The organism is Salinicola sp. NYA28a, assembly GCF_976982775.1.
Genome location: NZ_OZ334582.1, coordinates 2,346,437 through 2,368,160, shown reverse-complemented (window position 1 = coordinate 2,368,160; position 21,724 = coordinate 2,346,437). Strand labels below are relative to the sequence as shown.

General features: G+C 63.9%; 11 protein-coding genes. 5 read left to right on the top strand and 6 right to left on the bottom strand.

From position 1 onward, the window contains the following. Window positions 1–29 precede the first annotated feature (29 nt). Genes ACWHY3_RS10710 through ACWHY3_RS10685 form a run of 6 tightly spaced genes read right to left on the bottom strand, consistent with a single transcriptional unit; the run spans window position 30 to window position 14,761 of the window. Entirely contained in the window at window positions 30–1,352 is a 1,323-nt protein-coding gene (locus tag ACWHY3_RS10710) for an aminotransferase class I/II-fold pyridoxal phosphate-dependent enzyme (protein WP_448126507.1), read from the bottom strand. Beyond that, window positions 1,349–9,040: an SDR family NAD(P)-dependent oxidoreductase gene (locus tag ACWHY3_RS10705; RefSeq protein WP_448126506.1), complete on the bottom strand. Its 7,692-nt coding sequence runs from the start codon at window positions 9,038–9,040 to the stop codon at window positions 1,349–1,351. Before ACWHY3_RS10705 ends, ACWHY3_RS10710 begins: the two co-directional genes overlap by 4 nt. Window positions 9,041–9,077: 37 nt before the next feature. Beyond that, entirely contained in the window at window positions 9,078–10,631 is a 1,554-nt protein-coding gene (locus ACWHY3_RS10700) for an LTA synthase family protein (protein WP_448126505.1), read from the bottom strand. Then, window positions 10,628–11,440 (bottom strand): SDR family NAD(P)-dependent oxidoreductase, encoded by an 813-nt coding sequence (locus ACWHY3_RS10695; protein ID WP_448126504.1) that lies wholly within the window; start codon window positions 11,438–11,440, stop codon window positions 10,628–10,630. The genes ACWHY3_RS10700 and ACWHY3_RS10695 overlap by 4 nt, the downstream gene beginning before the upstream one ends. Then, a complete protein-coding gene (locus ACWHY3_RS10690) occupies window positions 11,437–12,675 on the bottom strand; it encodes a capsule biosynthesis protein (RefSeq protein WP_448126503.1) in 1,239 nt (412 codons plus the stop codon). The genes ACWHY3_RS10695 and ACWHY3_RS10690 overlap by 4 nt, the downstream gene beginning before the upstream one ends. Before the next feature lie 25 nt (window positions 12,676–12,700). After that, on the bottom strand, window positions 12,701–14,761 hold the full coding sequence (locus ACWHY3_RS10685; protein ID WP_448126502.1) for a capsular polysaccharide biosynthesis protein: 2,061 nt from the start codon (window positions 14,759–14,761) through the stop codon (window positions 12,701–12,703). A 735-nt stretch (window positions 14,762–15,496) separates the two neighbouring features. Between ACWHY3_RS10685 and cysD the strand changes: the two genes are divergently transcribed. The 5 genes from cysD to ACWHY3_RS10660 all read left to right on the top strand — a co-directional run bounded on the left by cysD (window position 15,497) and on the right by ACWHY3_RS10660 (window position 21,721). After that, window positions 15,497–16,417 carry a sulfate adenylyltransferase subunit CysD gene (cysD, locus tag ACWHY3_RS10680; RefSeq protein ID WP_448126501.1) on the top strand — a complete coding sequence of 307 codons (921 nt, stop codon included), beginning with the start codon at window positions 15,497–15,499 and terminating at the stop codon, window positions 16,415–16,417. Beyond that, window positions 16,414–18,309: a sulfate adenylyltransferase subunit CysN gene (cysN, locus tag ACWHY3_RS10675; RefSeq protein ID WP_448126500.1), complete on the top strand. Its 1,896-nt coding sequence runs from the start codon at window positions 16,414–16,416 to the stop codon at window positions 18,307–18,309. The genes cysD and cysN overlap by 4 nt, the downstream gene beginning before the upstream one ends. 169 nt (window positions 18,310–18,478) lie before the next feature. Continuing rightward, a complete protein-coding gene (locus ACWHY3_RS10670) occupies window positions 18,479–18,880 on the top strand; it encodes a DVU3141 family protein (protein WP_448126499.1) in 402 nt (133 codons plus the stop codon). A 182-nt stretch (window positions 18,881–19,062) separates the two neighbouring features. Beyond that, window positions 19,063–20,796: a polysaccharide biosynthesis/export family protein gene (locus ACWHY3_RS10665; protein ID WP_448126498.1), complete on the top strand. Its 1,734-nt coding sequence runs from the start codon at window positions 19,063–19,065 to the stop codon at window positions 20,794–20,796. A gap of 79 nt (window positions 20,797–20,875) precedes the next feature. Beyond that, a complete protein-coding gene (locus ACWHY3_RS10660; protein WP_332779268.1) occupies window positions 20,876–21,721 on the top strand; it encodes an ABC transporter permease in 846 nt (281 codons plus the stop codon). Window positions 21,722–21,724: the final 3 nt, after the last annotated feature.

Here is a 21,724-nt window from a genome sequence, read left to right as displayed (position 1 = left end):
CGCGTTCGTTTGGTGGGTAACAACGCGCGCTAGGCGGTACGCGCTTTCCACTCTGTCTCGAGCATGTCGAGGGTCCGGTCGATCTGTTCGCGGGTGTGGTCGCAGTTGAGGAAGAAGCGCAGGCGCGCACTTTTCTCGGGCACGGCCGGGTGAAGGATCGGCTGCACGTTGATATCGTCCTTGAGCAGGGCGTCAGATAGCCCGGCGGCCAGCACGGAGCTGCCGACGATCACCGGCACGACGGCGACCCCGATGCTCTCGCCGATATCGAACCCCTTGAGCCGCGCCTGCTGCAGGAAGTAGCGCGAGATATCGTGCAAGCGCTTCAGGCGCTCGGGTTCTTCCTTCATGATCTGCAGGGCGGCCAGCGACGGCCCGGCCACCTGGGCGGGCATGCCTACGCTGTAGAGGAACCCCGGCGCGAAGTAGCGCAGCATCTCGACCAGTTCACGACAGCCGGCGATATAGCCACCGCAGCCGGAGAGTGTCTTGGAGAGCGTGCCCATCCAGATATCGACATCGAGAGCCGGCACGCCGCAGTATTCTCGCAGCCCCAGCCCCCGGTCGCCCATCACGGCGAAGGAGTGGGCTTCATCCACCATCAGCCATGCCTGGTGGCGCTGCTTGATCTCGACGAAGCGTTTCAGATCCGGGGCGTCTCCATCCATGCTGTAAAGCCCTTCGATCACCACCACCACACGCTCGAACTGGCGGCGATGGCGCGTCAGCAGCGCCTCGAGCGCAGCCGGATCGTTGTGCGCGAAGCTCATGCGGCGCGCGCCGGAGAGCTGCGCACCGACCACGGTGCTGTTGTGGATGTACTCGTCGTGAAGGATCAGATCCTTGGGGCCGAGCAGATAGCCCAGCGTCGAAACGTTGGTGGCATGGCCGCTGACGAACGCCACGGCATCTTCGACTTCGTACGTCTCGGCGATCGCCCGTTCCAGCTCGTGGTGGATCGGCCGTTCGCCGGAGACCGGACGGCTGGCCGAGACCGAGCTGCCGTAACGCTCCAGCGCATCGATGCCGGCCTGGATCACCTTGGGGTGATGAGCCAGGCCCAGGTAGTTGTAGCTGGCGAAATTGATGCACTCGCGCCCGCCGATCACCGTGGTCGCCCCGGCAGTGCTCTCGTGGACCTTGAAGAACGGGTCGGGAATGCCCAGGCGCTTGCCGCCTTCGCGCATCATCTTGAGCTGTTGATAGCCCGGATGACGGTCGAAGCGGGTGAAGCGCTCGTCGACGCTGGTCGCGGCCGGCCTGGGGGCGGTATCGCCCTCCGGCCGTTGCTGGCGGCGCTGGCGGGCTTCCTGCAGCAGGCGCTGTTTCAGCACGTCGCGGGATTGGCTCATGATTTGGCCTCCCCGGCGTCGCCCTGTGATCCACCGCCATTCTGCAGCACCTCGACGCCGTGCTGGGCGGCCAGCCCGCTGAGGGCGTCTTCATCGCTGTCTGACGGGGCTTCGTCGCCACGCAGCTTGAGCATCAGGTAGTCGCACAGCTTGGCCAGCGTGCCGGCTTCGCTGAGCACCATGACCGGGACCTGGACGCCCAGGCGGGCTTCCAGCGCGGTCACCAGCTCGACGCCCATCAGCGAGTCGAAGCCCATGTCGTAGACGGATTTGTGAATATCGATCTTCTCCTCGTCGATCAGCAGAATCTTGGCGAGTTCCTTGCTGAGGACATCGATCAGGGTGGTGTAGAGCGCTTCCGGCGCCAGGCTGGCCAGCAGCTTCTGCAGGTCGTCGTCGCCTTCCTGGCTGCCGTCGTCCTCGGCGGTGCGGGCGATTTCACGATAGCGCGGCGCTTCCGCCGTGGGCAGGAAGCGCGCCAAAGCACGCCAGTCGAGTTCGAGCACGCCGAGCGAGGCGACATCGGCCACCAGCATACGCTCGAGCACCGCCAGGGCATCGGCGGAGGTCAGTGCCTGGCCGCCGAGACGTTCCTGCAGGCTGTCGCGGGTCTGGGTGTTGCGGGCGAGGAAGCCCAGGTCCTCGATCGCGCCCCAGCGCACCACCGTCGCCGGACGCCCGTTGGCGCGCCGGTGGGCGGTGAAGGCTTCCAGCCAGTGGTTGGCGGCCACGTAGCTCGCCTGGCCGGGGTTGCCGAACAGGGTGGTCGCCGAGGAGTAGACCACGAAGAATTCGAGTTCGTCGTCGGCGGTGAGCGAATCCAGATGGCGCGCGCCTTCGAGTTTCGGCGCCATGGCGTGGCGGATACGCGCTTCATCGAGATTGCGGATCAGGCCATCGTCGATGACGGTCGCGGCGTGGACGATACCGCGAATCGGGCCGAGGCTCTGGCGCGCTTCGTCCAGCACGCGTTCGAGCGCCTCGGCATCGGTTACGTCACAGGCGCGGGCCGCGACTGTCACTCCGAGCGCTTCCAGCCGTGCGATGCCGGTTTCGGCTTCCTCGGTGGTGGGGCCGCGACGGCTCAGCAGCAACAGCTGGCGCGCGCCCTTGGCGGCCAGCCATTCGGCGGTGGCCAGACCGAAGCCGCCGAGGCCGCCGGTCACGACATAGGTGCCGGCGGCATCCAGCGTCAGCGGAATGTCCTTCGCGGGGGCCGGTGCCATCTGCGGCGGGCGTTCGTAGGTAACGACCACCTTGCCGATCTGGCGGGCCTGCTGCATGTAGCGGAACGCCTCGACCACGCGGTCGCTGCCGAAGGCGATGTACGGCAGCGGCGACAGCGTGCCGTCGGCGAACAGCGCCATCATCTCGGTGAACAGTTCGCCGGTGAGTTCCGGCAGCTCGCTCATCAACTGATCGGAGTCGACGCCGAAGTAACTCAGGTTGTTACGGAACGGGCGCAGGCCGACCTTGGTGTTCTCGTAGAAGTCGCGCTTGCCGAGTTCGATGAAGCGGCCGAACGGCTTGAGCACGCGCAGGTTCTGGTTGATCGCTTCACCGGCCAGGGAGTTCAGCACCACATCGACGCCATCGGCGCCGACACGCTGGCCGTTGCCGTCGCCTTCCCGGGTCTGACGTTCCAGGAAGTTGTCGTGAAGAATCTCTTCGGCAAAGGTCAGGCTGCGCGAATCGTAGATGCGATCGACCCCCATCAGCCGCAGGAAGTCCTGTTTCTCCGGCGAGCCGACCGTGGCGATGATTTCCGCCCCCAGCCAGCGGCCGACCTGGATCGCGGCGAGGCCGACGCCGCCGGCCGCGCCGTGGATCAGCAGCCGTTCGCCGGGCTGTACGCGAGCCAGATGCTTGAGCGAGTAGTAGACGGTGAAGAAGGTCGTCGGGATCGTCGCCGCCGCAGCGTAGCCGATCTCGGCAGGAATCTTTGCCACTGCGTTGACGCTGGCGACCAGTCGATCGCTGAAGCTGGCTGGGCCGAAGCCGACCACCGCGTCACCCGGGCACAGCGAGCCATTCGGATCGCCGACGCTGACCACTTCACCGGCGAACTCCAGGCCCAGCGTGGGGCCGGCGAAGCCGTTCTCGATCGCTTCGTCCGAGAGCAGGCCGAGCGCGTACATGACGTCGCGGAAGTTGAGTCCGGTGGCCTTGACCGCAATCTCGACCTGGCCGGCTTGCGGCGCGGGAAGATCATGCGGCTGCCAGCGCAGGTGGCGCAGTTGACCCGGTAGCTCGAAGCCCAGGCTGACGGCGCGATCGCCGGCGGAGGCTTCCTCGCCGACTTGCGTGCCGGGCGCCGGCGCCAGACCCAGGCGCGGCACCCAGCGCTGACCGTCGGCGTCCAGCACGACTTCGGTTTCCGCATCCGGCACGCTGAGCTCGAACAGCAGCGCATCCAAAAGCTCGTTGGACAGCGAGTCCCGGCTCGACAGCGGCAGATCCAGCAGCCGCACCTGGCGGCTCCCGGCCTCGTTCTGCAGCGAACGTCCGAAGCCCCACAAGGCGGCGTCTTCAGCTAGCCTGGAAAGATCAGACGACATGGAAGCGTGCGGCGCGCTTGCTGCGGCTTCGGGCAGCTTGGAAAGCGCGGTGGCGTCGGACCGCGTAGAAAGCGCGGCTTCGGGCGCGATAAAGAAATGCGCACCCACGCCCAGCGTCAGCCACCAGAGCGCGGCAGGGCTCTCGTGAGCCTCCAGTGTCTGCAACCACTGGGCGGCCAGCACGCAGCGGTCTTCGGCGGCGCTTGCCAGGCCGCGCAGGTCGACGATCTGGCTCGGGTTGAAGGATTCGAGCGCCAGCGGGAGCAGGTCCTGGGGCGCCAGCTCGCTGCCGACCAGGTGGTGAACGGTCTGGCCCAGTGTCTCGAAGCGCTTGACCAGTTTCGACGCCAGCCACTGGGCAGCGTCGTCGCTGATGACCAGCCACTGCTCGGCGGGATGGGCCGCATCGCCACGAAGGCGCTCGGATTCGGTTTCCGTCGAGCGTGCCGCCATCGGCGCTTGGGCGGTCAACAGCTGCAGGCCGCCTTGCTCGCTTTCCAGTGCGTGGCGTTCGATCTGACGATACCCCAGCGCTTCCAGTTGCTGCAGCGTGGTCTGGAGGTCGGCAGGGCGCGTGTCCGGTTCCATCGCCATCGACAGGAACGACTGCCAGTCGGTGTCGCCCAGTACCAGGAGCGCGATCTGGGCGTCGTCAGCCAACTGTGCCGGTAGCCAGCGCAGCAGCTTGTCGATTTCGTTCTGCGTGCCATCCAGCGTCACCAGCGCGACGTTGGCGCCGATCGCGGGGGCGGCGGCATCGAGCGTCAGCACATCCACTCTGGCGTCGTGTTCCGCCAGGGATTGCGCTTCGCTCGCCGCGCTGTCCCTCAGGGCGACGAAGCGATACTGGGCGCGATCGCCGGTCAGGCCGCTCATCAGCCGTTCGCCGAGCTGCGGACGCAGCGCCGAGGCTTCGAGCATCACCAGCCGCTGGTGGGGCGGTAGCAGCTCCAGCGACATGGCGTATTGCGAAAGCCAGGTATCTGCCAGCGCGTGCCAGCCGCGTTCGCTGACGGCAGCCTGTACCAGCCGTGTCAGGCGCGGGGCATCCAGGCCCAGCGTGGCCCGACTATCAAGATGATCGTCGAGACGCCCTTCGAACCAGTCCGTCAGGTGCAGGCCGAAGCGCCCGATGCTGTGGGTCAGCGCGGCGTAGTCCGGATAGTCCCGGATCAGCAGGTTCCATATCGTTGCCGCGTCGATCTCCGGCGCTTCCTGCAACTGCCAGCCGGTCGGCGTTTCCGCCGCGATGCCGATGGCGAGCGCAAGTTCGATCACCGCCAGGCGGCGCTGGCGGGGCTCGGCCGTGCCGGCTTCGAGAGGCCCGGCGAGCAGTTGATCGGCAAAGAGCTGGCCGTCGCTGTCGGCATAGCCGCGCAGCGCTTCGTCGAGAAACGCGGAGACCAGCGTCTCGAGCAGCGGTTCGACTTCGTCGCCGTAGCGGCCATCGGTCACGCTGCGGTAGTTCTCGATCAGCTGACCCAGCGCCAGCTCGGTGGTGGCGTCGTCGAGTGGCAGCGCGGCGGCTTCACGCGGCGCCGGCACCAGGCGATGGTCGAGATAGCTGAGCCGGTGCTGTACGGCGTGACGCAGGCGGGCGGCCTTGAAACGCGCGCCTTCGACCACCGCCACGGCGTTGCCGGCGGCATCGAACAGCGCGACGTCGGCGCACAGCGAGTGCGGGGCGCGACTGGTCAGGCGGACTTCCATCGACGCCGGCGGGGCGGCATCGACCTGGAGCTGGAGTCGCTCCAGGCGCACCGGGACGAAAGCCAGGCCGCCGGCCCTGGCGAGTTCGTCTGCCAGCAGCGGAATGAACAGCTGGAAGGCGCTGTCGAGAATCCCCGGTGCCAGCAGGCAGTCGCGCTGATCCTCGGCAATGGCGGCGGGCAGCTCGACGCGACCCATGGCACGGTCGCCCTCGACCCACACGTCGCTGATCGCCTGGAAGCCGGGGCCATACTCCAGTCCCACGTGTGCGGCCATCGCCAGATGCTGCTCGCGGGTATAATCCGCCGGCCGGTCCGGCAGCGGCGTGCCACGACGTGTCAGCAGCAGGCCGCGCGTCTGCGCCGCGATGCGGGCGCGGGCATTGAGCGTCCAGGCATCCTCGCTGGCCGGCTCGCGGGTCTTCATGGTCAGGGTGCCGTCGGCGTCCTGAATTTCCAGCTGCAGCTTCTTGCCATGGATGGCGTCCAGCAGCAGTGGACTGAGAATTTCCAGCGCTTCGATGTCCAGCACCGGCGATGCCTTGGTAGCCGCGGCGGCGGCGAGCGCCAGTTCCGCGAAACCGGCGCCGGGGAACACCGTGGCGTCACCGACACGGTGGTCGGCCAGCCAGGGAAGGCGGCGGGTATCGAGCTGGCTTTCCCACACCATGCCCTGACGCGCCAGGCGGTAGCCCAGCAGCGGGTGTTCGTAGTGGCGTCCCATCAGGCCCTGGGAGTCGCCGGTCGTCTTGATCCAGTAGCGCTCGCGCTGCCAGGGGTAGTGCGGCAGGTCGACGAAAAGCCCGGCAACCGGGAACCACGCCTCGGGGGAAACGGCACCACTGACCAGCAGCGCGGCGAGGCTGGCTTCCATGGCGCTGGCGCCGTCATGATCGCGGCTCAGCGTGCCGATGGCGCTGCCGGTGACCGACCGGGCGGTGAAGGCATCGGTCAGGTAGCGACGCAGGATCGGCTGGGCGCCGATCTCGATGAACGCGCGGGCGCCGGATTCGATCAGCGAATCGACCGCCGGCCCGAACTGCACCGGCTCGCGGATGTTGAGCCACCAGTATTCGGCGCCCAGTTCGCTGCCTTCCAGCACCTTGCCGGCAACGGTGGAGATGAACGGCACGCGACCGGCGCGAGGCGTGATGTGTCTCAGGGCGTCGATCACGTCCTGGCGGATCGGGTCCATGGCCGGGCTATGGAAGGCGTAATCCAGCGCCAGGCGTTTGGCGAAGACCCGCTCGGCGGAGAGCGCCGCTTCCAGGCGCTCGAGCGCTTGCGCGGGGCCGGCCAGCGTCACGCCTTTGGGGCTGTTGTCCCCGGCAATCACGATGTCCGCATAGCCCTTGGAACCGTCCTTGGAATCGGCGGGATCGTCCAGCCAGCGCCGCATGGCATCTGCACCGAGGCCGACGGCGGTCATTTCGCCGCTGCCCCGGGTGCGACCCTGGCCGGCGCTGCGGTGGTAGATGACGCTGACCGCATCGGCCAGGCTCAGCGCGCCGCAGGCCCAGGCCGCAGCGACTTCACCCACGCTGTGGCCGGTGACGGCTGCAGGGCGCACGCCTTCGGATTCGAGCAGTCGGGTCACGCCCACCTGGAGCGCGAACAGCGCCGGCTGGGCGATTTCGGTCCGCGCCAGGCGATCTTCGCCTTCGACGGAGTTCTGTTGATTGATCCCCTCCAGCTCGGCACGCAGCGAGAAGCCGGCGTGGCTGGCGAACAGCGCGTCGACCTCATCGACGGCGGCAGCGAAGACCGGGGATTCGTTCAGCAGCGTACGGCCCATCGCCGTCCACTGGCAGCCGTTGCCGTCGTAGACGAATACCGGGCCGAAACCGTTGTCGACCCGTTCGCCAACGGCGGCGCCGGGAACACTCTCGGCGGCGGCCAGGGCATCCAGCCGGGTGATCGCATCGGCGGCGTTGTCGCTGAGCAGTACCGCCGCGTGCGGATGGCGTTCGCGGCGGAAGGCCAGGCTGTAGGCGGTGTCGTAGAACGACACGTTGCCCGCGGTCAGGTTGTCGCTCAGGCGAGCGGCGAACTCGCGCAGCGCTTCCGGGCTGCGGGCGCTCAAGCACAGCGGCAGTTTGCGGACGGGTGCCTTGGGTTGGCCGGCTGCCTCGGGCTGCAGCGTCTCGCTCGGCGACTGCAGAATGACGTGGGCATTGGCGCCGCCGAAACCGAACGAGTTGATGCCGATGGTCAACTGGCCTTCGGCTTTCAGCTTGCGCGGCTTGTCGACGATGTCGAGATTCCAGCCTTCCAGGTCGATCCTCGGGTTGACCTTGCGAATACCGATGGTGGCGGGTACTTCACGTTCACGCAGGGCATAAAGCGCCTTGGCCAGCCCCGCGACGCCAGAGGCGGTCTCCAGATGGCCGAGGTTGCTCTTGACCGAACCGATCGGCAGCGGCGTCTTGCGCTTCTGGCCGATCGCCGCGCCAATGGCGCGGGTTTCCAGCGGGTCGCCGACGGCAGTGCCGGTGCCGTGGGCTTCCAGATAGTCGATGTCGTCCGGCGTCAGCCCCGCACGCGCCAGGGTCTGGCTCATCAGCGCGACCTGGGCATCGGTGTTGGGCACGGTCAGGCCTTTCTTGAAACCATCGGTATTGACGCCGCTACCGGCGACGATGGCCAGGATACGGTCGCCGTCGGCGACGGCCTTGTCGTAGTCCTTGAGCAGGAAGATGCCGCCGCCCTCGGAGCGCACGTAGCCGTCTCCGGATTCGTCGAAGACCTGGCAACGTCCGGTGGGCGAGAGCATGCTCGCCTTGGAGAAGATGATGAAGCCGAACGGGTGCAGATGCAGGCTCATGCCGCCGGCCAGCGCCATTTCCGTTTCGCCGCTGCGGATCGACTGGCACGCCTGGTGAAAGGCGACCAGCGACGAGGAACAGGCGGTATCCATCGACATGCTCGGGCCGTGCAGGTCGAACACATAGGAGATGCGGTTCGAGGCGATGCTCGATGTGTTGCCGGTCGCGGTCGAGGTGTCGATCACCGACATGTCGTCGGCCATGCGGTACGAATAGTCGAGACTGGCGATACCCAGGAACACGCCACATTGACTGCCGCGCAGCGTCTGCGGCGGGATGCCGGCGTCTTCCATCGCTTCCCAGGCCATTTCCAGCAGGATGCGCTGCTGCGGGTCCATCTGGGCGGCTTCACGCGGCGAGATGCCGAAGAAGCTGGCGTCGAAGCCGGCAATGTCGCCGAGACTGCCGGCGGCGAAAGTGTAGCTGGTGCCGGGGTGCTGCTTGTCGGGATGGCGATAGGCTTCCAATCCCCAACGGTCATCGGCAACCGTGGTGACGAGATCTTCACCGGCCTTGAGCGCTTGCCAGAAACGTTGTGATGTCGGGGCACTCGGGAACCGGTGAGCTGCGCCGATGATGGCAACGCGTTTGGTCATTGGGACTCCTTGCTTCGTAGCATTGGCTACGCCTTTCTCAATTCGCACCAAACTCGCCGGCATGTTCGATAATTCTGTTGTAGATCGTTGTGCCTAATTTATCGGCTGGGAGCGTCATTCGTACGTTATCGCTCGAATGGGGTGCGGTCTGCCAGATGAAATAGTTCGTTAAACCATCCGGCTCGCCATGCAGTGCGTAGACTTTCGGCATGATCGGCACATGGTCTCCGTAGAAACCCAGAATGCCGGGCCGTTCACTTCTCCGAAGAGAATCCCTGAGTCGCTCAAGCATACTATCGGTATTGCGCAGATGCCTTAGATAAACCGTTAGCTCTTCGCAACCGCTGGTAACGTGGCCTTCGACCCATCGCTCGGCGATGGCCGGGTCTGCCGTTTCCAGATGGAGCGGGCCGTGGGTCTCCATGCTGATCACGAAAACGAACAGCGGTTTCTCGTTGGCCGCTGCCAACTGCTGCTGAACCCGCTTCGCCAGTGCGAGGTCGCCGATGTACTGGCCGTCACGCTCGCTGATGTCGAAATCGGCAATGTCCATGAAGGTATCGAAGCCCAGGTTGGGGTAGACCTTGTCGCGCAGATAAAAGCTGGCGGGGTATGGGTGAATGCAGACGGTTCGATAGCCCAGGCGCTTGAGCGCACCGGCCAGGTTGTTGGCCGGCAGCTTCGATAGCTGATGGTAAGGGTTGAAGCGATGCACGCCGAGCCGGGACGGCGTGAATCCGGTGAGTACCGCGCACTCCGTGCGCACGGTATTGGCGCCCCAGGCGGGCACGTCGAAACGCCCGGCCAGCGTGGCCTCGGCCATCAGAGCGTCATATTCACCGAGCAGTTCGCGGCGAATGGCCGGATGCCAGTCGCGCGGATCGAAGAAGGATTCGCTCTGGACCAGTACCACGTTCGGCAGCCTGGCGGAATCGATCGCGTCAGGATCGGCCGGCGCGGCGAAGGCGGCGTCGTTATCCTGGCGGTCGATCGGATGGCGTGTCAGCCGGCCGTAAGCCCAGAGATAGGGGTAGAGGCCAAGCCGGACCAGGTCGTCGTTGGGCACCAGCGTGCAGTCGGGCAGGCGGGGCAGTTGCCAGGCCAGCACGGCAACGCTCGCGGCGACCAGCATCAGCGTACCCAGCAGCGACCAGGGCGCATTGGCGTGACCGTAAAGCGAGGGTTCGAGCCAGAAGCCGATGCCGATCGCGATGACGCCGGCCGCGCTGGCGGCGATCGTCAGGCCGATACCGAAAAACGGGATATAGAGCCGAGGATGGCGTATCGCATCGACGAAGTACTCGAAGTCCTGATACAGAAAGGGTTCCCGCAGGGAGGCCGACTTGGTGTTGTTGACCTGGATGACCACCATCTGCAGCGAGGCGGCAATCACCAGCGCGAACCAGGGGCGCTGCACTACCAGCAGCCAGAAGGCGAAGTGCAGCGCCGCGGTCGCCAGATGAGCGGCGATCGCTGCCGGCGCACGCTGCCACAGCGGCCGGGGGCGCGGTTTCAGCAGTAGTTCGAACAGGCTGGTGACGACCAGCGTGGTGATCGTAGCCCAGAAACCGTTCCAGAACCCGTGAATCATCGATGCGCTCCGCCGCCATGGTCGAGGTCATAGCCGAGCCACTTGAGCAGACGTTGGGAAATTGCCGCCGGCAGCACGGCCAGCCACCAGCAGCCGAAGTTGAGCGGAAACGGGAAGCTGATCCGGGCACGGTTGCGCTCAATGCCCCGGGCAATGACCTTGGCAGCGCGTTCGGGTTGCCACAGAAATGGCTTGGGGCCGGGCATCTCGTGGCACATCTTCGAACTGACGTAGCCCGGCATGACCACGCTGACGCCGACGCCGTGAGGCGCCAACCAGCCGCGCAGGGCTTCGCCATAGGCTTTGACGCCGGCCTTGCTGGCGCTGTAGCTCGGCGTGACCGGCAGGCCGTGATAGGCCGCCAGCGAGCTCATTAGCACGAGTTGGCCGTGGCCGGCGGCGCGCATACGCTTGCCGAGGAAGTTGCCCATCGCCATCGGCACGCGCAGGTTGATCTCGAGCAGACGGCTGGCGTCTTCCCACGGCTCGCCACTACCGTCCTCGCCGATGTTGATGTTCATGCCGGCGTTGATGATGACGATGTCCGGCACTGAGGGGTCACACAGCGATTCCAGCCAGCCGAACAGCGCTTCGTCCTTATCCTGTTCGAACTGGCCCGGTTCGGTCTGACCCAGTTCGACCTGGCTCAGCTCGACCTCGGCACCGGCGTCGCGGCAGGTATCGGCCAGCGCCTCGAGCACGTCGCGCTGCCGGCCATGCAGGATCAACTGGTTGCCGGGCCTGGCATAAACGGCGGCCAGCGCCTGGCCGATGGCACCGGTAGCGCCAGTGATGACGATTCGGGTCATGACGCGATCTCATCCATGAGCTGTTTTAATGGAGAGCGCTCTCTTTGCAGCGCTTGCAGGGCATTTCCCGCAGCCAGGTCGATGCCGGGGCGGCAGTAGAACCCGCCATTGATCTGAACGGTCCCGGCGACCGTTCGGCGATAGGCCCGAAAGAGTGTCGCGTCCGGGGCCGGGATATCGAGCCAGAAATCATCCAGCCTGCCCTGGTGAGTCAGGCCTGGCATGTCGTAGATCGGCGAGGCCAGGGTATGGGTCGGGCAGCCGAATCCCAGCGCCACGTTGCCGGCGGTGCTGTTGACCGTGATCAGGCCGCTGGCCCGCTTGAGCAGGGCCTCGAGGTTGCCGCCCTCGAGATAGACCAGGCGGTCGCCCAGGTCGTATTCATGGGTCAATACCGTGATCAGTCGTGCGTACTGGGCCAGCCCCATGTCGAGCGGGTGGTTCTTGATCACCAGAAATGCATCGCTGGGTGCATGGTAGGCGAACGAAGCGGCCACCTTGCCGATCACTTCCTGCATGTTCTTGTAGTCGGAGTGGTAACGGATCTGGGCGTCGCTCTTCAACTGTAGTGGCAACAGATAGAACGGCCGCCCGGACCCCAATAGCGCCTGCAATCGCTCGTCGTCACTGCGTTTCCAATGTGGCTTGCGGAGCTTGCGCAGCAGAAAGCCGGCGTACTCCACCGGCGCCGTGACCAGGGCGTGATTGCGATAGTGCGGATGCAGGAACGGGTTCACGACGCCGGCCAAATGATAGAGCACGTCGTGCCGCGCACGGGTGTGGAACTGGTTGGGAAAGGCTTGGGGGCGCCCGACGCTGGGCAGGCGCCTGCCGGCTTCCCGATACCATTCCGGGGCGCGTGGCAGCAGCGAATGAGCATTGACGCCCTCGCGTTCCAACGTGACCCAGTAAGGCCGGAAATAGCCCTCCTCGAAGACGTGATTGCGGATGCCGCGACGACGCGCGGCCAGAATCGCCCGACGATGCACTGGGCGACGGTCGCCGAAGACCACCTGGTCGGTGATGCCGTGACGATCCCAGATCCCACAGAGGAACTCGGGAATGTCCTTGGCCTGGCCACGATAGACGTAGGTGTTTCCCTGGCGCCAGTAGACACTGTCACCTACGGTGAAATTGACCTTGGTCACCGCGTGGCCCGCCGCCCGCAACCGCTCGCCCAGCCGGTCGAAGAACGGTGAGCAGACACCTTGTAGCAGCAGAAAGTGTTTACGCATGTTGCTCAAAGTCAAAGCACTCAAGTCAGTGCCTTCTGGAAAACAGGTTGCGGTATAGCCGATACAGGCGGACGCGAAGGGGCAGCCCCGAGCGCCGATCACGCTGCTGTTGCATCAACTCGACGGCGGTATCGGCATTGCAGAATTCACCGCTGATCGGGTCGACGTAGGTCGGATACATCAGCAGCGCGCCGGCGATCAGCGCATCCAGCGTCAGCCGTCGCTGGCGGCGCGGGGAGGATAACCGATCATGGGTCAGCCCCCAACCGGCATAGAACGGTAGGCCATAGGTATGTACCTCTTTATTGCGCATCAACCCTTCGAATCCGGTCAGCGAACACATGGTGTGGATCTCGTCGGCGAGCTCGATCAGGTCGATGATGTCGTAGTCGACCAGTTCAAGGTCGTACAGCTCGCGGGTGGTCTTGCCGAGCAGGCCGATCCGTGCCCCCGAGACGACGTCCGGATGCGGCTTGTAGACGATGAATGCGTCGGGCCGATTCTGTCGGACGGCCTCGAGCAGCGTCTGATTGGTCTTGATCTCGGGTGAACCATGGGCGATCGAGGCGTCGCTTTCGACCTGGCCGGGCACCAGCACGACCGGGCGAGAGCCGATCACGTCCGGCGGAAGCGCGGGCCGTGTCTTGCCTCGTACGTTGTATTTCGACAGCTTCAACTCGATCAGGCGCTGGCGCAGGCGGTTGGCACGTGTCAGCAGTACAGGCTCGAAATCCGTCTCCGCCAGCAGGTGCTCGAGGTCGCTGGCGTTGTTGGCATCGTAATAGAGCCCGCGAGAGTCGAAGGCCAATGACAATGGCCGGGTCAGGTCGACCCCGAGCCCGACCGAACGTACGAAGCCATCCTCCATCCGCCACAGTTTGAGACCACGCTGGTGGCATAGCGCCTTGAGCTCCTCGGTGGCCTTCTGCCCCCATACCACCAGACTGTCACGACCCTCGAGTTCACGGGGCTGGGGATGGTCGTTCTGAATGAAGCGGACGCTCGATGCCGGGCCGAGAAAATCGGTAATGAACGCGCGCTTCCAGCTGGAAAACCCGACGGCCAGCCAGTGCCCGGCAAGGCGGTCACGCTGACGCTTCTGATCGGCGATCAGGTCGATGGTGGCTTCCAGCGTCGAGGCTCGTCCGGTGTAGGGGTTGGCATAACGGCAGTAGCGCAGATAGGCCGCGGCGAACAGTTCCGGCAGCGTGCGTCGGCGCTGGCGGCGCTCGCAGCGCAGCGCATCCCGGGTCAGTCCCCAGCCGGCATAGAACGGCATGCCGAAGCAGTGCACCGGCTTTTCCGCCATCAGCGCCTCGAACCCCAGTTGACTGGTGACCACGTAGACCGCATCGGCGGCGTCGATCAACGTCCATGGGTTGAGGTCGTCACCGACCAGCCGACAGCGGGAATCCGTCGTGGCCTGGGTCAGATAACCCTGCTTGCGCCCGGCGATGACGTCGGGATGGGTCTTGACCAGGATTTCCGCCTCCGGGTGGTCGGCGATCGCGCACTCCAGCATGCGCTGGAACGAGCTGGCATCGGCCATGCCGTGAGTGATGGAGGCGTCGTCGCGGGTCTGGTCGATGACCAGCACTCGCGGACGATCGGCGGAGGGCAGCGGCCGATCCGGCGCGTGATTGTATTTCGACAGCCGCAGCTGGCGTAGGCGCTGCATGGCCTGGCTCGCACGTTTCAGCTCGTCAGTTTCGAAATCGGTATCGGCGAGCAGCCGCTCCAGGTCGGACGGGCGGGTCGCGTCGTAATAGATGCCGCTGTAGTCCACGACCAGGCTGTGCGGCTGGGAGTAGTTGACGCCCAGACCCAGCGAGCGCAGGAAGCCATCCTCGATGGCGACATACGGCAAGCCGCGCCGTGCGGCGAGCTTTCTTGCCTGCGTCGAGGTGGGCTTCAGACCCCAGCCGAGAATCGCATCGACGGGCTGGCGGCTACCCGGTCTGAGGCGGACCTGGCGCGAATATTCCGGTAGCAGGCAGCGGATGATGTTCCAGCGCGCCAAGCCTTTGGAAAGATAGCCGGCCACGCGTGAGGAGGACGGTCGCAGGACTGTCGAATCGTTGGGCATGGGTCACTAAAAGCGGGTGCGGTCCGTCGTCAGAGAGAACGTCAAAGGTAGAGTCTGCATCACGAATTCGAGCCGCCATCGTGGCATTTCGAGCGGCCGGGTCCGGTACGAAAGCAACGTACACAGTCCCGAAAAGTGAGGCAATCAGAGGCGTAGTGTAACGCAAAGTTCGCACCCGGTGCGCCTTTCCAGTGTGTCGAATTGATACGCGTCAGGAAATTTCGTAATCGTTAATGAGTTAACGAATGAAGCAAATGTAAGCAAACTTTTCTGCGGGAAAAGTCGATGCATGCGGTATTAATAAACTCAGACCTTGTCTTTTTTTATGAGGTATTTAATTCGTTGCCTTCGGGGTGAATCGATGAGAAACGCTGTGGGGGAGTGTCTGGTCATTTTGCGACTTGCCATTTTTTAGGGTCATCGTTATCTCGGCTTTCTTCTGTCTATGGTTATTGTTTAATTTTTTGAAAAACAGTGGGTTGGGTAAATTATGAGGCGCTCATTTTTTAGCATGAGTGCTTGATGTGTAACGCTTTTTTCAAAGCCCGCTGCAGATGGTTTTGGCGCTTACATGAGATTACCTGTCGCGATTTTAATATTTGACTCGGGCTAGGAAATTGGTCGAAAAAGGGCTCGAAAACAACAAATGGCAGCGGCGTCCCGAGTGTTCTCGAGCCGGTTTTGACCATTGGGAACTTTCGTTTCGTTACTCTCGATCGGATGCATGGACATGTTATGCGTGAACTTACAATCAGGGCTCTGACTCACCTTCGGCAACTCGAAGCAGAGTCGATTCAGATCATTCGAGAAGTAGCTGCGGAGTTTCGCAATCCGGTGATGCTGTATTCGATCGGCAAGAATTCGTCGGTGATGGTGCACCTGGCGCGCAAGGCTTTCTATCCGGGGACGCCACCGTTTCCGCTGCTGCACGTCAATACCAACTGGAAGTTCCGCGAAATGATGGCGTTCCGTGATCGCGTAGCCGCTCAGGTCGGCATGGAGCTGATCGAGCACGTCAACGAAGAGGGTCAGGCCGCCGGTATCAATCCGTTCGATCACGGTAGCGCCAAATATACCGACATCATGAAGACCCAGGCGCTCAAGCAGGCACTGGACAAGTACGGCTTCGATGCGGCGTTCGGGGGTGCGCGAAGAGACGAGGAAGCTTCCCGTGCCAAGGAGCGCGTCTACTCGTTTCGCGACAGGCATCACCGTCGGGACCCCAGGCAGCAGCGGCCCGAGCTGTGGAGTCTCTACAACGGCAAGGTCAACCCGGGCGAATCGATCCGGGTATTCCCGCTTTCCAACTGGACCGAACTGGATATCTGGCAGTACATCCATCTCGAGTCGATCGCCATCGTGCCGCTCTATTACGCGGCACCACGCCCTACGGTCGTGCGGGACGGCAGGTTGCTCATGGTCGATGATGCCCGGTTTCCGCTGGCCGATGATGAGGTGCCGCAGGAGCGCTGGGTACGCTTCCGCACGTTGGGTTGCTACCCGCTGACCAGTGCCACCGAGTCACGTGCGACCACCTTGCCGGCCATCATTCAGGAGATGCTGCTTACCCGTACCGGCGAGCGCTTCGGTCCCGTCGTGGAACAGGGTCGCGTCGGTACCGTGGAGCCGCAAACGCGCGAGGGGGCCGTCCGATGACCCATCAACCCGCGCTGTTCGCCAATGACATCGACCGCCACCTCAGGGAGCACGAGAGCAAGGGGCTGTTGCGGTTCATCACCTGTGGCAGCGTCGATGACGGCAAATCGACCCTGATCGGTCGGCTGCTCCACGACTCCAGGATGATCCGGGAAGACCAGCTGGCTGCGGTGACGCGGGATTCTCGTCTACGGGGCAGCGTGGGCGGCCAGGTCGATCTGGCGCTGCTGGTCGATGGGCTGCAGGCGGAGCGGGAGCAGGGCATCACCATCGATGTCGCCTATCGGTTTTTCTCCACCGACAAGCGCAAGTTCATTATCGCCGATACCCCGGGACACGAGCAGTACACCCGCAACATGGCCACCGGCGCTTCCACCGCCAGCCTGGCGGTGATCCTTATCGATGCGCGCTACGGCGTGCAGTTGCAGACCCGGCGGCACAGTTTCATCTGCGATCTGCTCGGCATTCGTCACTTCATGATCGCGGTCAACAAGATGGACCTGGTCGACTACTCCGAGGCCCGGTTCCAGGAGATCGTTGCCGACTACCGCGACTTCGCCGACAGGCTGAACGTGACCGACGTGCGCTTCTTGCCGATATCGGCGCTGAACGGCGACAACGTCGTCAATCCCAGTAGCGATATGCGCTGGTTCGACGGGGCGCCGCTGCTGACCCAGCTCGAGCAGATCGAGACCCTGTCGGTGCAGAACCTGCACGAGCTGCGCTTCCCGGTGCAGTACGTCAATCGACCCAATCTCCACTTCCGGGGTTACTGCGGCACGTTGGCGGCCGGTGCCGTCGAGGTGGGGACCGAGATTCGGGTCGAGCCCTCCGGTAAGCGTTCGACCGTGGCGCGCATCGTGACCAACGATGGCGACCTGAACGTGGCCTATCCGGGGCAATCGGTGACGCTGACGCTGCACGACGAGATCGACATCTCCCGTGGCGATACCCTCGTCGCGGCGAACAGCAACATCGAGCCTTGCACGGCATTCACCGCCGACGTGGTGTGGATGCACGAGACGCCGCTGATGCTGGGCCATGAGTACGAGATCAAGGCCGGCACTCGCATCGTGCCGGGGCGTGTCGTCCGCATCGTCTACCAGGTCGACGTCAACACCATGGCGCGCAGTGCCGCCGACACCCTGGGTCTCAACGGCATCGCCCGCTGCCAGATCGAGGTCACCCAGCCGCTGGTGCTGGATAGCTATCAGCGCTCTCCGGAAACCGGCAATTTCATCTTCATCGACAAGCTGAGCAACCTGACGGTCGGCGCCGGCATGGTCGTGGATGCGCTGAACGTCGGCCATATCGTCTGGCACGACATGGCGGTCACCAAGCGTCGGCGTGCCGAACGCAATCGCCAGAAGCCGAGCATCATCTGGTTCACCGGGCTTTCCGGGGCGGGCAAGTCCACGGTGGCCGATGCGCTGGAAAGACAGCTTTTCGGCATGGGTTACAACACCTGTCTGCTGGACGGCGACAACGTCCGCCACGGCCTGTGCCGCGACCTCGGCTTCAGCGACGAGGACCGCCAGGAGAACATCCGCCGGATCGGCGAAGTGGCCAAGCTTATGGTCGACGCCGGCATGGTCACGCTGGTCTCGTTCATCTCACCGTTTCGCGACGACCGTCGCATGATCCGCAACCTGGTGGAAGACGGGGAGTTCATCGAAGTCTTCGTCAATACCCCGCTTTCGGTCTGCGAACAGCGCGATCCCAAGGGACTTTATCGCCAGGCGCGTCGCGGCGAGATCAGCCAGTTCACCGGCATCAGTTCCCCCTATGAGGCGCCGGAATCTCCCGAAGTCGAAATCGACACCTCCGCTTATGACCTCGAGGAAACCGTCGGGCGACTCATCGCGGCGCTGCGTCGGCATCGGATCATTTGAAGGGCATGAATCATGCTCGCATAGGCGGGCATGAAAGCAGTCGATTTTTCAAGGATGAGCAGTCAGTGAATGGAAGTCAGTGGGTAGAGAAGCAGCAATTCATTACATCGCAACAGCAGGCGAGGTTCTCGGCGATAACGCGCGGGAAATCGAGGGAAAGGTGGGCACGATGAAAAAAGCAGTCAGGAAAGTCAGGTTCGATCGCGCATCGCGATGGCTGGCGGTGGCGCTGACGCTCGCCGCCGTCTCGGGGTGCGCGACCTCCTATCAGCAACGTCTCGATACGGCCGTGGTGCCAATGGACGATGCCACGCCAGTGAACGCGGAGTTGGCGACGTTTCTCGACAGCGCCGCCACGGGCAGCGTCACTACGCTCGCCACGTCGCCCTGGGGCGCCAACGTGGCGATTCATGCTCGCGAACGCTACTTCTCGGCCAGCGGCCGGCGCTGCGTTCGTCTGGATGTTACGCGCAACGTGGCACCGGCCAGCCTGCCGGCGGGGGAGATTACCTGCCTGGTGCCCGGTAAAGGCTGGTACGCACAACGTCTGGTGACGGAAATCATTCGCTAGATCGCGTCCGAAAAGCGTTCGGATGCGTGATCGGCGAAGCCGTCGAAATCCGTCGTTCCAAATGCCGGAACGACCTGGCTGCCACCGAATTGACGAGTGCCGTATGCGGCATTTGGCCGGCTATTCAAAGTTTCGAGATCCGGTATTCGTGGCCTGAAAAAACGTGAAGGAAGGGAACCATCATGAAGCGGGTAGCAATGATTTTCCGGGCCATGTGCCTGGTGGCGGTAGCGTGCTTGAGCGCCAACCTTGCTCACGGGCAGGCCATCGGGTTGAACAGCAGCACGCTGTTGGGCAGCGACCAGGAAGCACAGGCGATGACCTCGCAGTCGGAAGAGGGCGACATGGCCGAGACGACGCCGCGAGCCGACTGGGATAGCGGCACCTATGGGCCGGTCGATCCTCGGGCACAGGCCATGGTCGATCCCAACAGCCTGCCGCCGTTCGGCGAGAATCTGTTCAGCGGCGGCTTCCGCGGAATGATGGCCGACGGGCTCAATCCCGATTATCTGATCAAGCCTGGCGACCAGATCACGATCCGAGTCTGGGGCGGGGTCGAGATCGATCGCGTGCTGGCGGTGGACGCGCAGGGCAACATCTTCCTGCCGAGCATCGGGCCGTTGCAGGTCCAGGGCATCTCCAACGCCCAGCTCAATGCCAGGGTGCGTGGGGCAATCCAGTCGGTCTACCCGGAAAACGTCAGCGTCTACACCAATCTGCAGGGCGTGCAGCCGGTGGGGGTCTTCGTCACGGGCTACGTGATGAATCCGGGGCGCTACTCGGGGACACCGAACGATTCGGTGCTCTATTTCCTCGATCAGGCCGGCGGCATCGACCAGGCGCTGGGCAGCTATCGCCAGGTCGTGATCAAGCGTGGCAACCGGGTCGTCAACGTCGTTGATCTTTACAACTTCCTCATCAATGGCGATATCGCGCGACCGCAGTTTCGGGACGGCGACACCATCGTGGTCGAGGAGCGCGGGCCGGCCATCAGCGTCGTCGGTGACGTGCAGAAGAACTACCGCTACGAGCTGATCGGCGATGCCCTGACCGGGCAGGACGTGATCAACCTGGCGCGGCTGAAATCCGGCGTATCGCACGTGCTGCTGCGTGGTAGCCGCCCGTCGGGCCCGATCTCCCGCTATCTGCCGCTGGCGGAGTTCCGCAGCGCCGAGGTGCGCCGCGGAGACGAGGTGCTGTTCAGCGCCGACCTGCGCGACGAGACCATCGTGGTCCAGGTGGAGGGCAGCTATTACGGGCCTTCACGTTATGCGCTGCCGCGGGATGCGCGTCTGGGCGAGTTTCTCAACGCGATCAGCGTGCCCCGGAACATGACCAGCTATCAGGATATTTCCATCCGTCGAATCAGCGTGGCGGAGCAGCAGGCCCAGTCATTGAAGGACAGCCTGCGTCGGCTCGAGACGACCTATCTCGGCTACCCGGCCCGCACGGCCAAGGAAGGCGAGATTCAGGTGCGTCAGGCGGAGCTGATCGAGCGATTCGTGCAGAAGGCTTCCCAGGTCAAGCCGACAGGTCGGCTGGTCGTCGCCCGGGAAGGCAATGTCGCGGACATCCGGCTGCAGGATGGCGACATCGTCACGATTCCCGAGAACACCGATTCCGTCCTGTTGAGCGGCGAGGTGATCATTCCTCAGGCGATGGTCTACACGCCGGGCATGAGCGCCATGGATTACATCCAGCAGGCCGGCGGATTCACGCCCAGAGCCGACGAAGATCAGGTTCTGGTGGTTCACCGCAATGGCGCCGTCGTCCAGTCGGGTCAGACCCGGATGCGCGCTGGCGACGAGATCATCGTTCTGCCGGCAGCCCCGACGAGCAATATCGAACTGGCGTCTTCGATTACCCAGATCCTGTTCCAGATTGCCGTGGCCACTCGCGTGGCGCTCGACCTATGAGCGCATTCGACCCGCGATCTTTCCGTGCTCTTTCCGACGGGCATGCGCATCACGCGCGCACCATCGGGGGTAATCCATCATGGCTATAGATTCTTCACGACCGGATTTTTCACAACCGGATTTCTCGAGGCCGGCTGGCGCGCCTTCGCGCTCGTCATGGCGGGTCGCCAAAAGCGTGTGGTTCGCCATGTTCATGCGCGAGGCGATCTCTCGCACCATGGCCGATCGCATGGGCTGGTTCTGGATGATTTTCGAGCCACTGGCGATCATCGGCGTGATGGTGTCGGTGCGAGGGCTGTTCATGTCCGGCCGCCACATCGCCGGTGCCGATTACGTGGCCTGGATGGTGGTCGGTCTGATGGGCTTCATGCTGTTCCGCGAGAACATGATGCGTTCGATCGGTGCGGTGGAAGCCAATCGTGGACTGTTCGCCTATCGCCAGGTCAAGCCGATCGACCCGGTGCTGGTCCGCTGTTTTCTCGAAGGCATGCTCAAGTCGCTGATCTTCATCCTGTTCATCACCATAGGCAGCCTGCTCAAGTTCGAGCTGATGCCGGACTATCCGTTCGGCGCGATGATGGATTGGCTTTCATTGTGGGCGCTGGGCTGGGGCACTGGGCTGACGCTCTCGGTACTGGGCGATCTGGTGCCGGAAGTCGGCAGGGTCGCTCGCATTCTCAACCTGCCTTTGCTGCTGCTCTCCGGCGTCATTCTTCCGGTGCTCTACGTGCCGCATCAATTCCGGGAATACCTGCTGTGGAACCCGATCGTCCACGGCCTGGAGAGCATGCGTCTGAACTTCTTTGCCGGCTACCACACGATCGACGGTATCGACATGACGTATCTCTGGTTCTGGGCGCTGGCGCTGATTTCGCTGGGGCTGGTCCTTCACATGCGCTTTCGCGATCAACTGAAAGCGCACTGATTT

Bases quoted from the DNA above. Each gene is read 5' to 3' on its own strand.
- ACWHY3_RS10710 (WP_448126507.1), bottom strand. From the start codon at position 1,352: ATGAGCCAATCCCGCGACGTGCTGAAACAGCGCCTGCTGCAGGAAGCC.
- ACWHY3_RS10705 (WP_448126506.1), bottom strand. From the start codon at position 9,040: ATGACCAAACGCGTTGCCATCATCGGCGCAGCTCACCGGTTCCCGAGT.
- ACWHY3_RS10700 (WP_448126505.1), bottom strand. From the start codon at position 10,631: ATGATTCACGGGTTCTGGAACGGTTTCTGGGCTACGATCACCACGCTG.
- ACWHY3_RS10695 (WP_448126504.1), bottom strand. From the start codon at position 11,440: ATGACCCGAATCGTCATCACTGGCGCTACCGGTGCCATCGGCCAGGCG.
- ACWHY3_RS10690 (WP_448126503.1), bottom strand. From the start codon at position 12,675: ATGCGTAAACACTTTCTGCTGCTACAAGGTGTCTGCTCACCGTTCTTC.
- ACWHY3_RS10685 (WP_448126502.1), bottom strand. From the start codon at position 14,761: ATGCCCAACGATTCGACAGTCCTGCGACCGTCCTCCTCACGCGTGGCC.
- cysD (WP_448126501.1), top strand. From the start codon at position 15,497: ATGCGTGAACTTACAATCAGGGCTCTGACTCACCTTCGGCAACTCGAA.
- cysN (WP_448126500.1), top strand. From the start codon at position 16,414: ATGACCCATCAACCCGCGCTGTTCGCCAATGACATCGACCGCCACCTC.
- ACWHY3_RS10670 (WP_448126499.1), top strand. From the start codon at position 18,479: ATGAAAAAAGCAGTCAGGAAAGTCAGGTTCGATCGCGCATCGCGATGG.
- ACWHY3_RS10665 (WP_448126498.1), top strand. From the start codon at position 19,063: ATGAAGCGGGTAGCAATGATTTTCCGGGCCATGTGCCTGGTGGCGGTA.
- ACWHY3_RS10660 (WP_332779268.1), top strand. From the start codon at position 20,876: ATGGCTATAGATTCTTCACGACCGGATTTTTCACAACCGGATTTCTCG.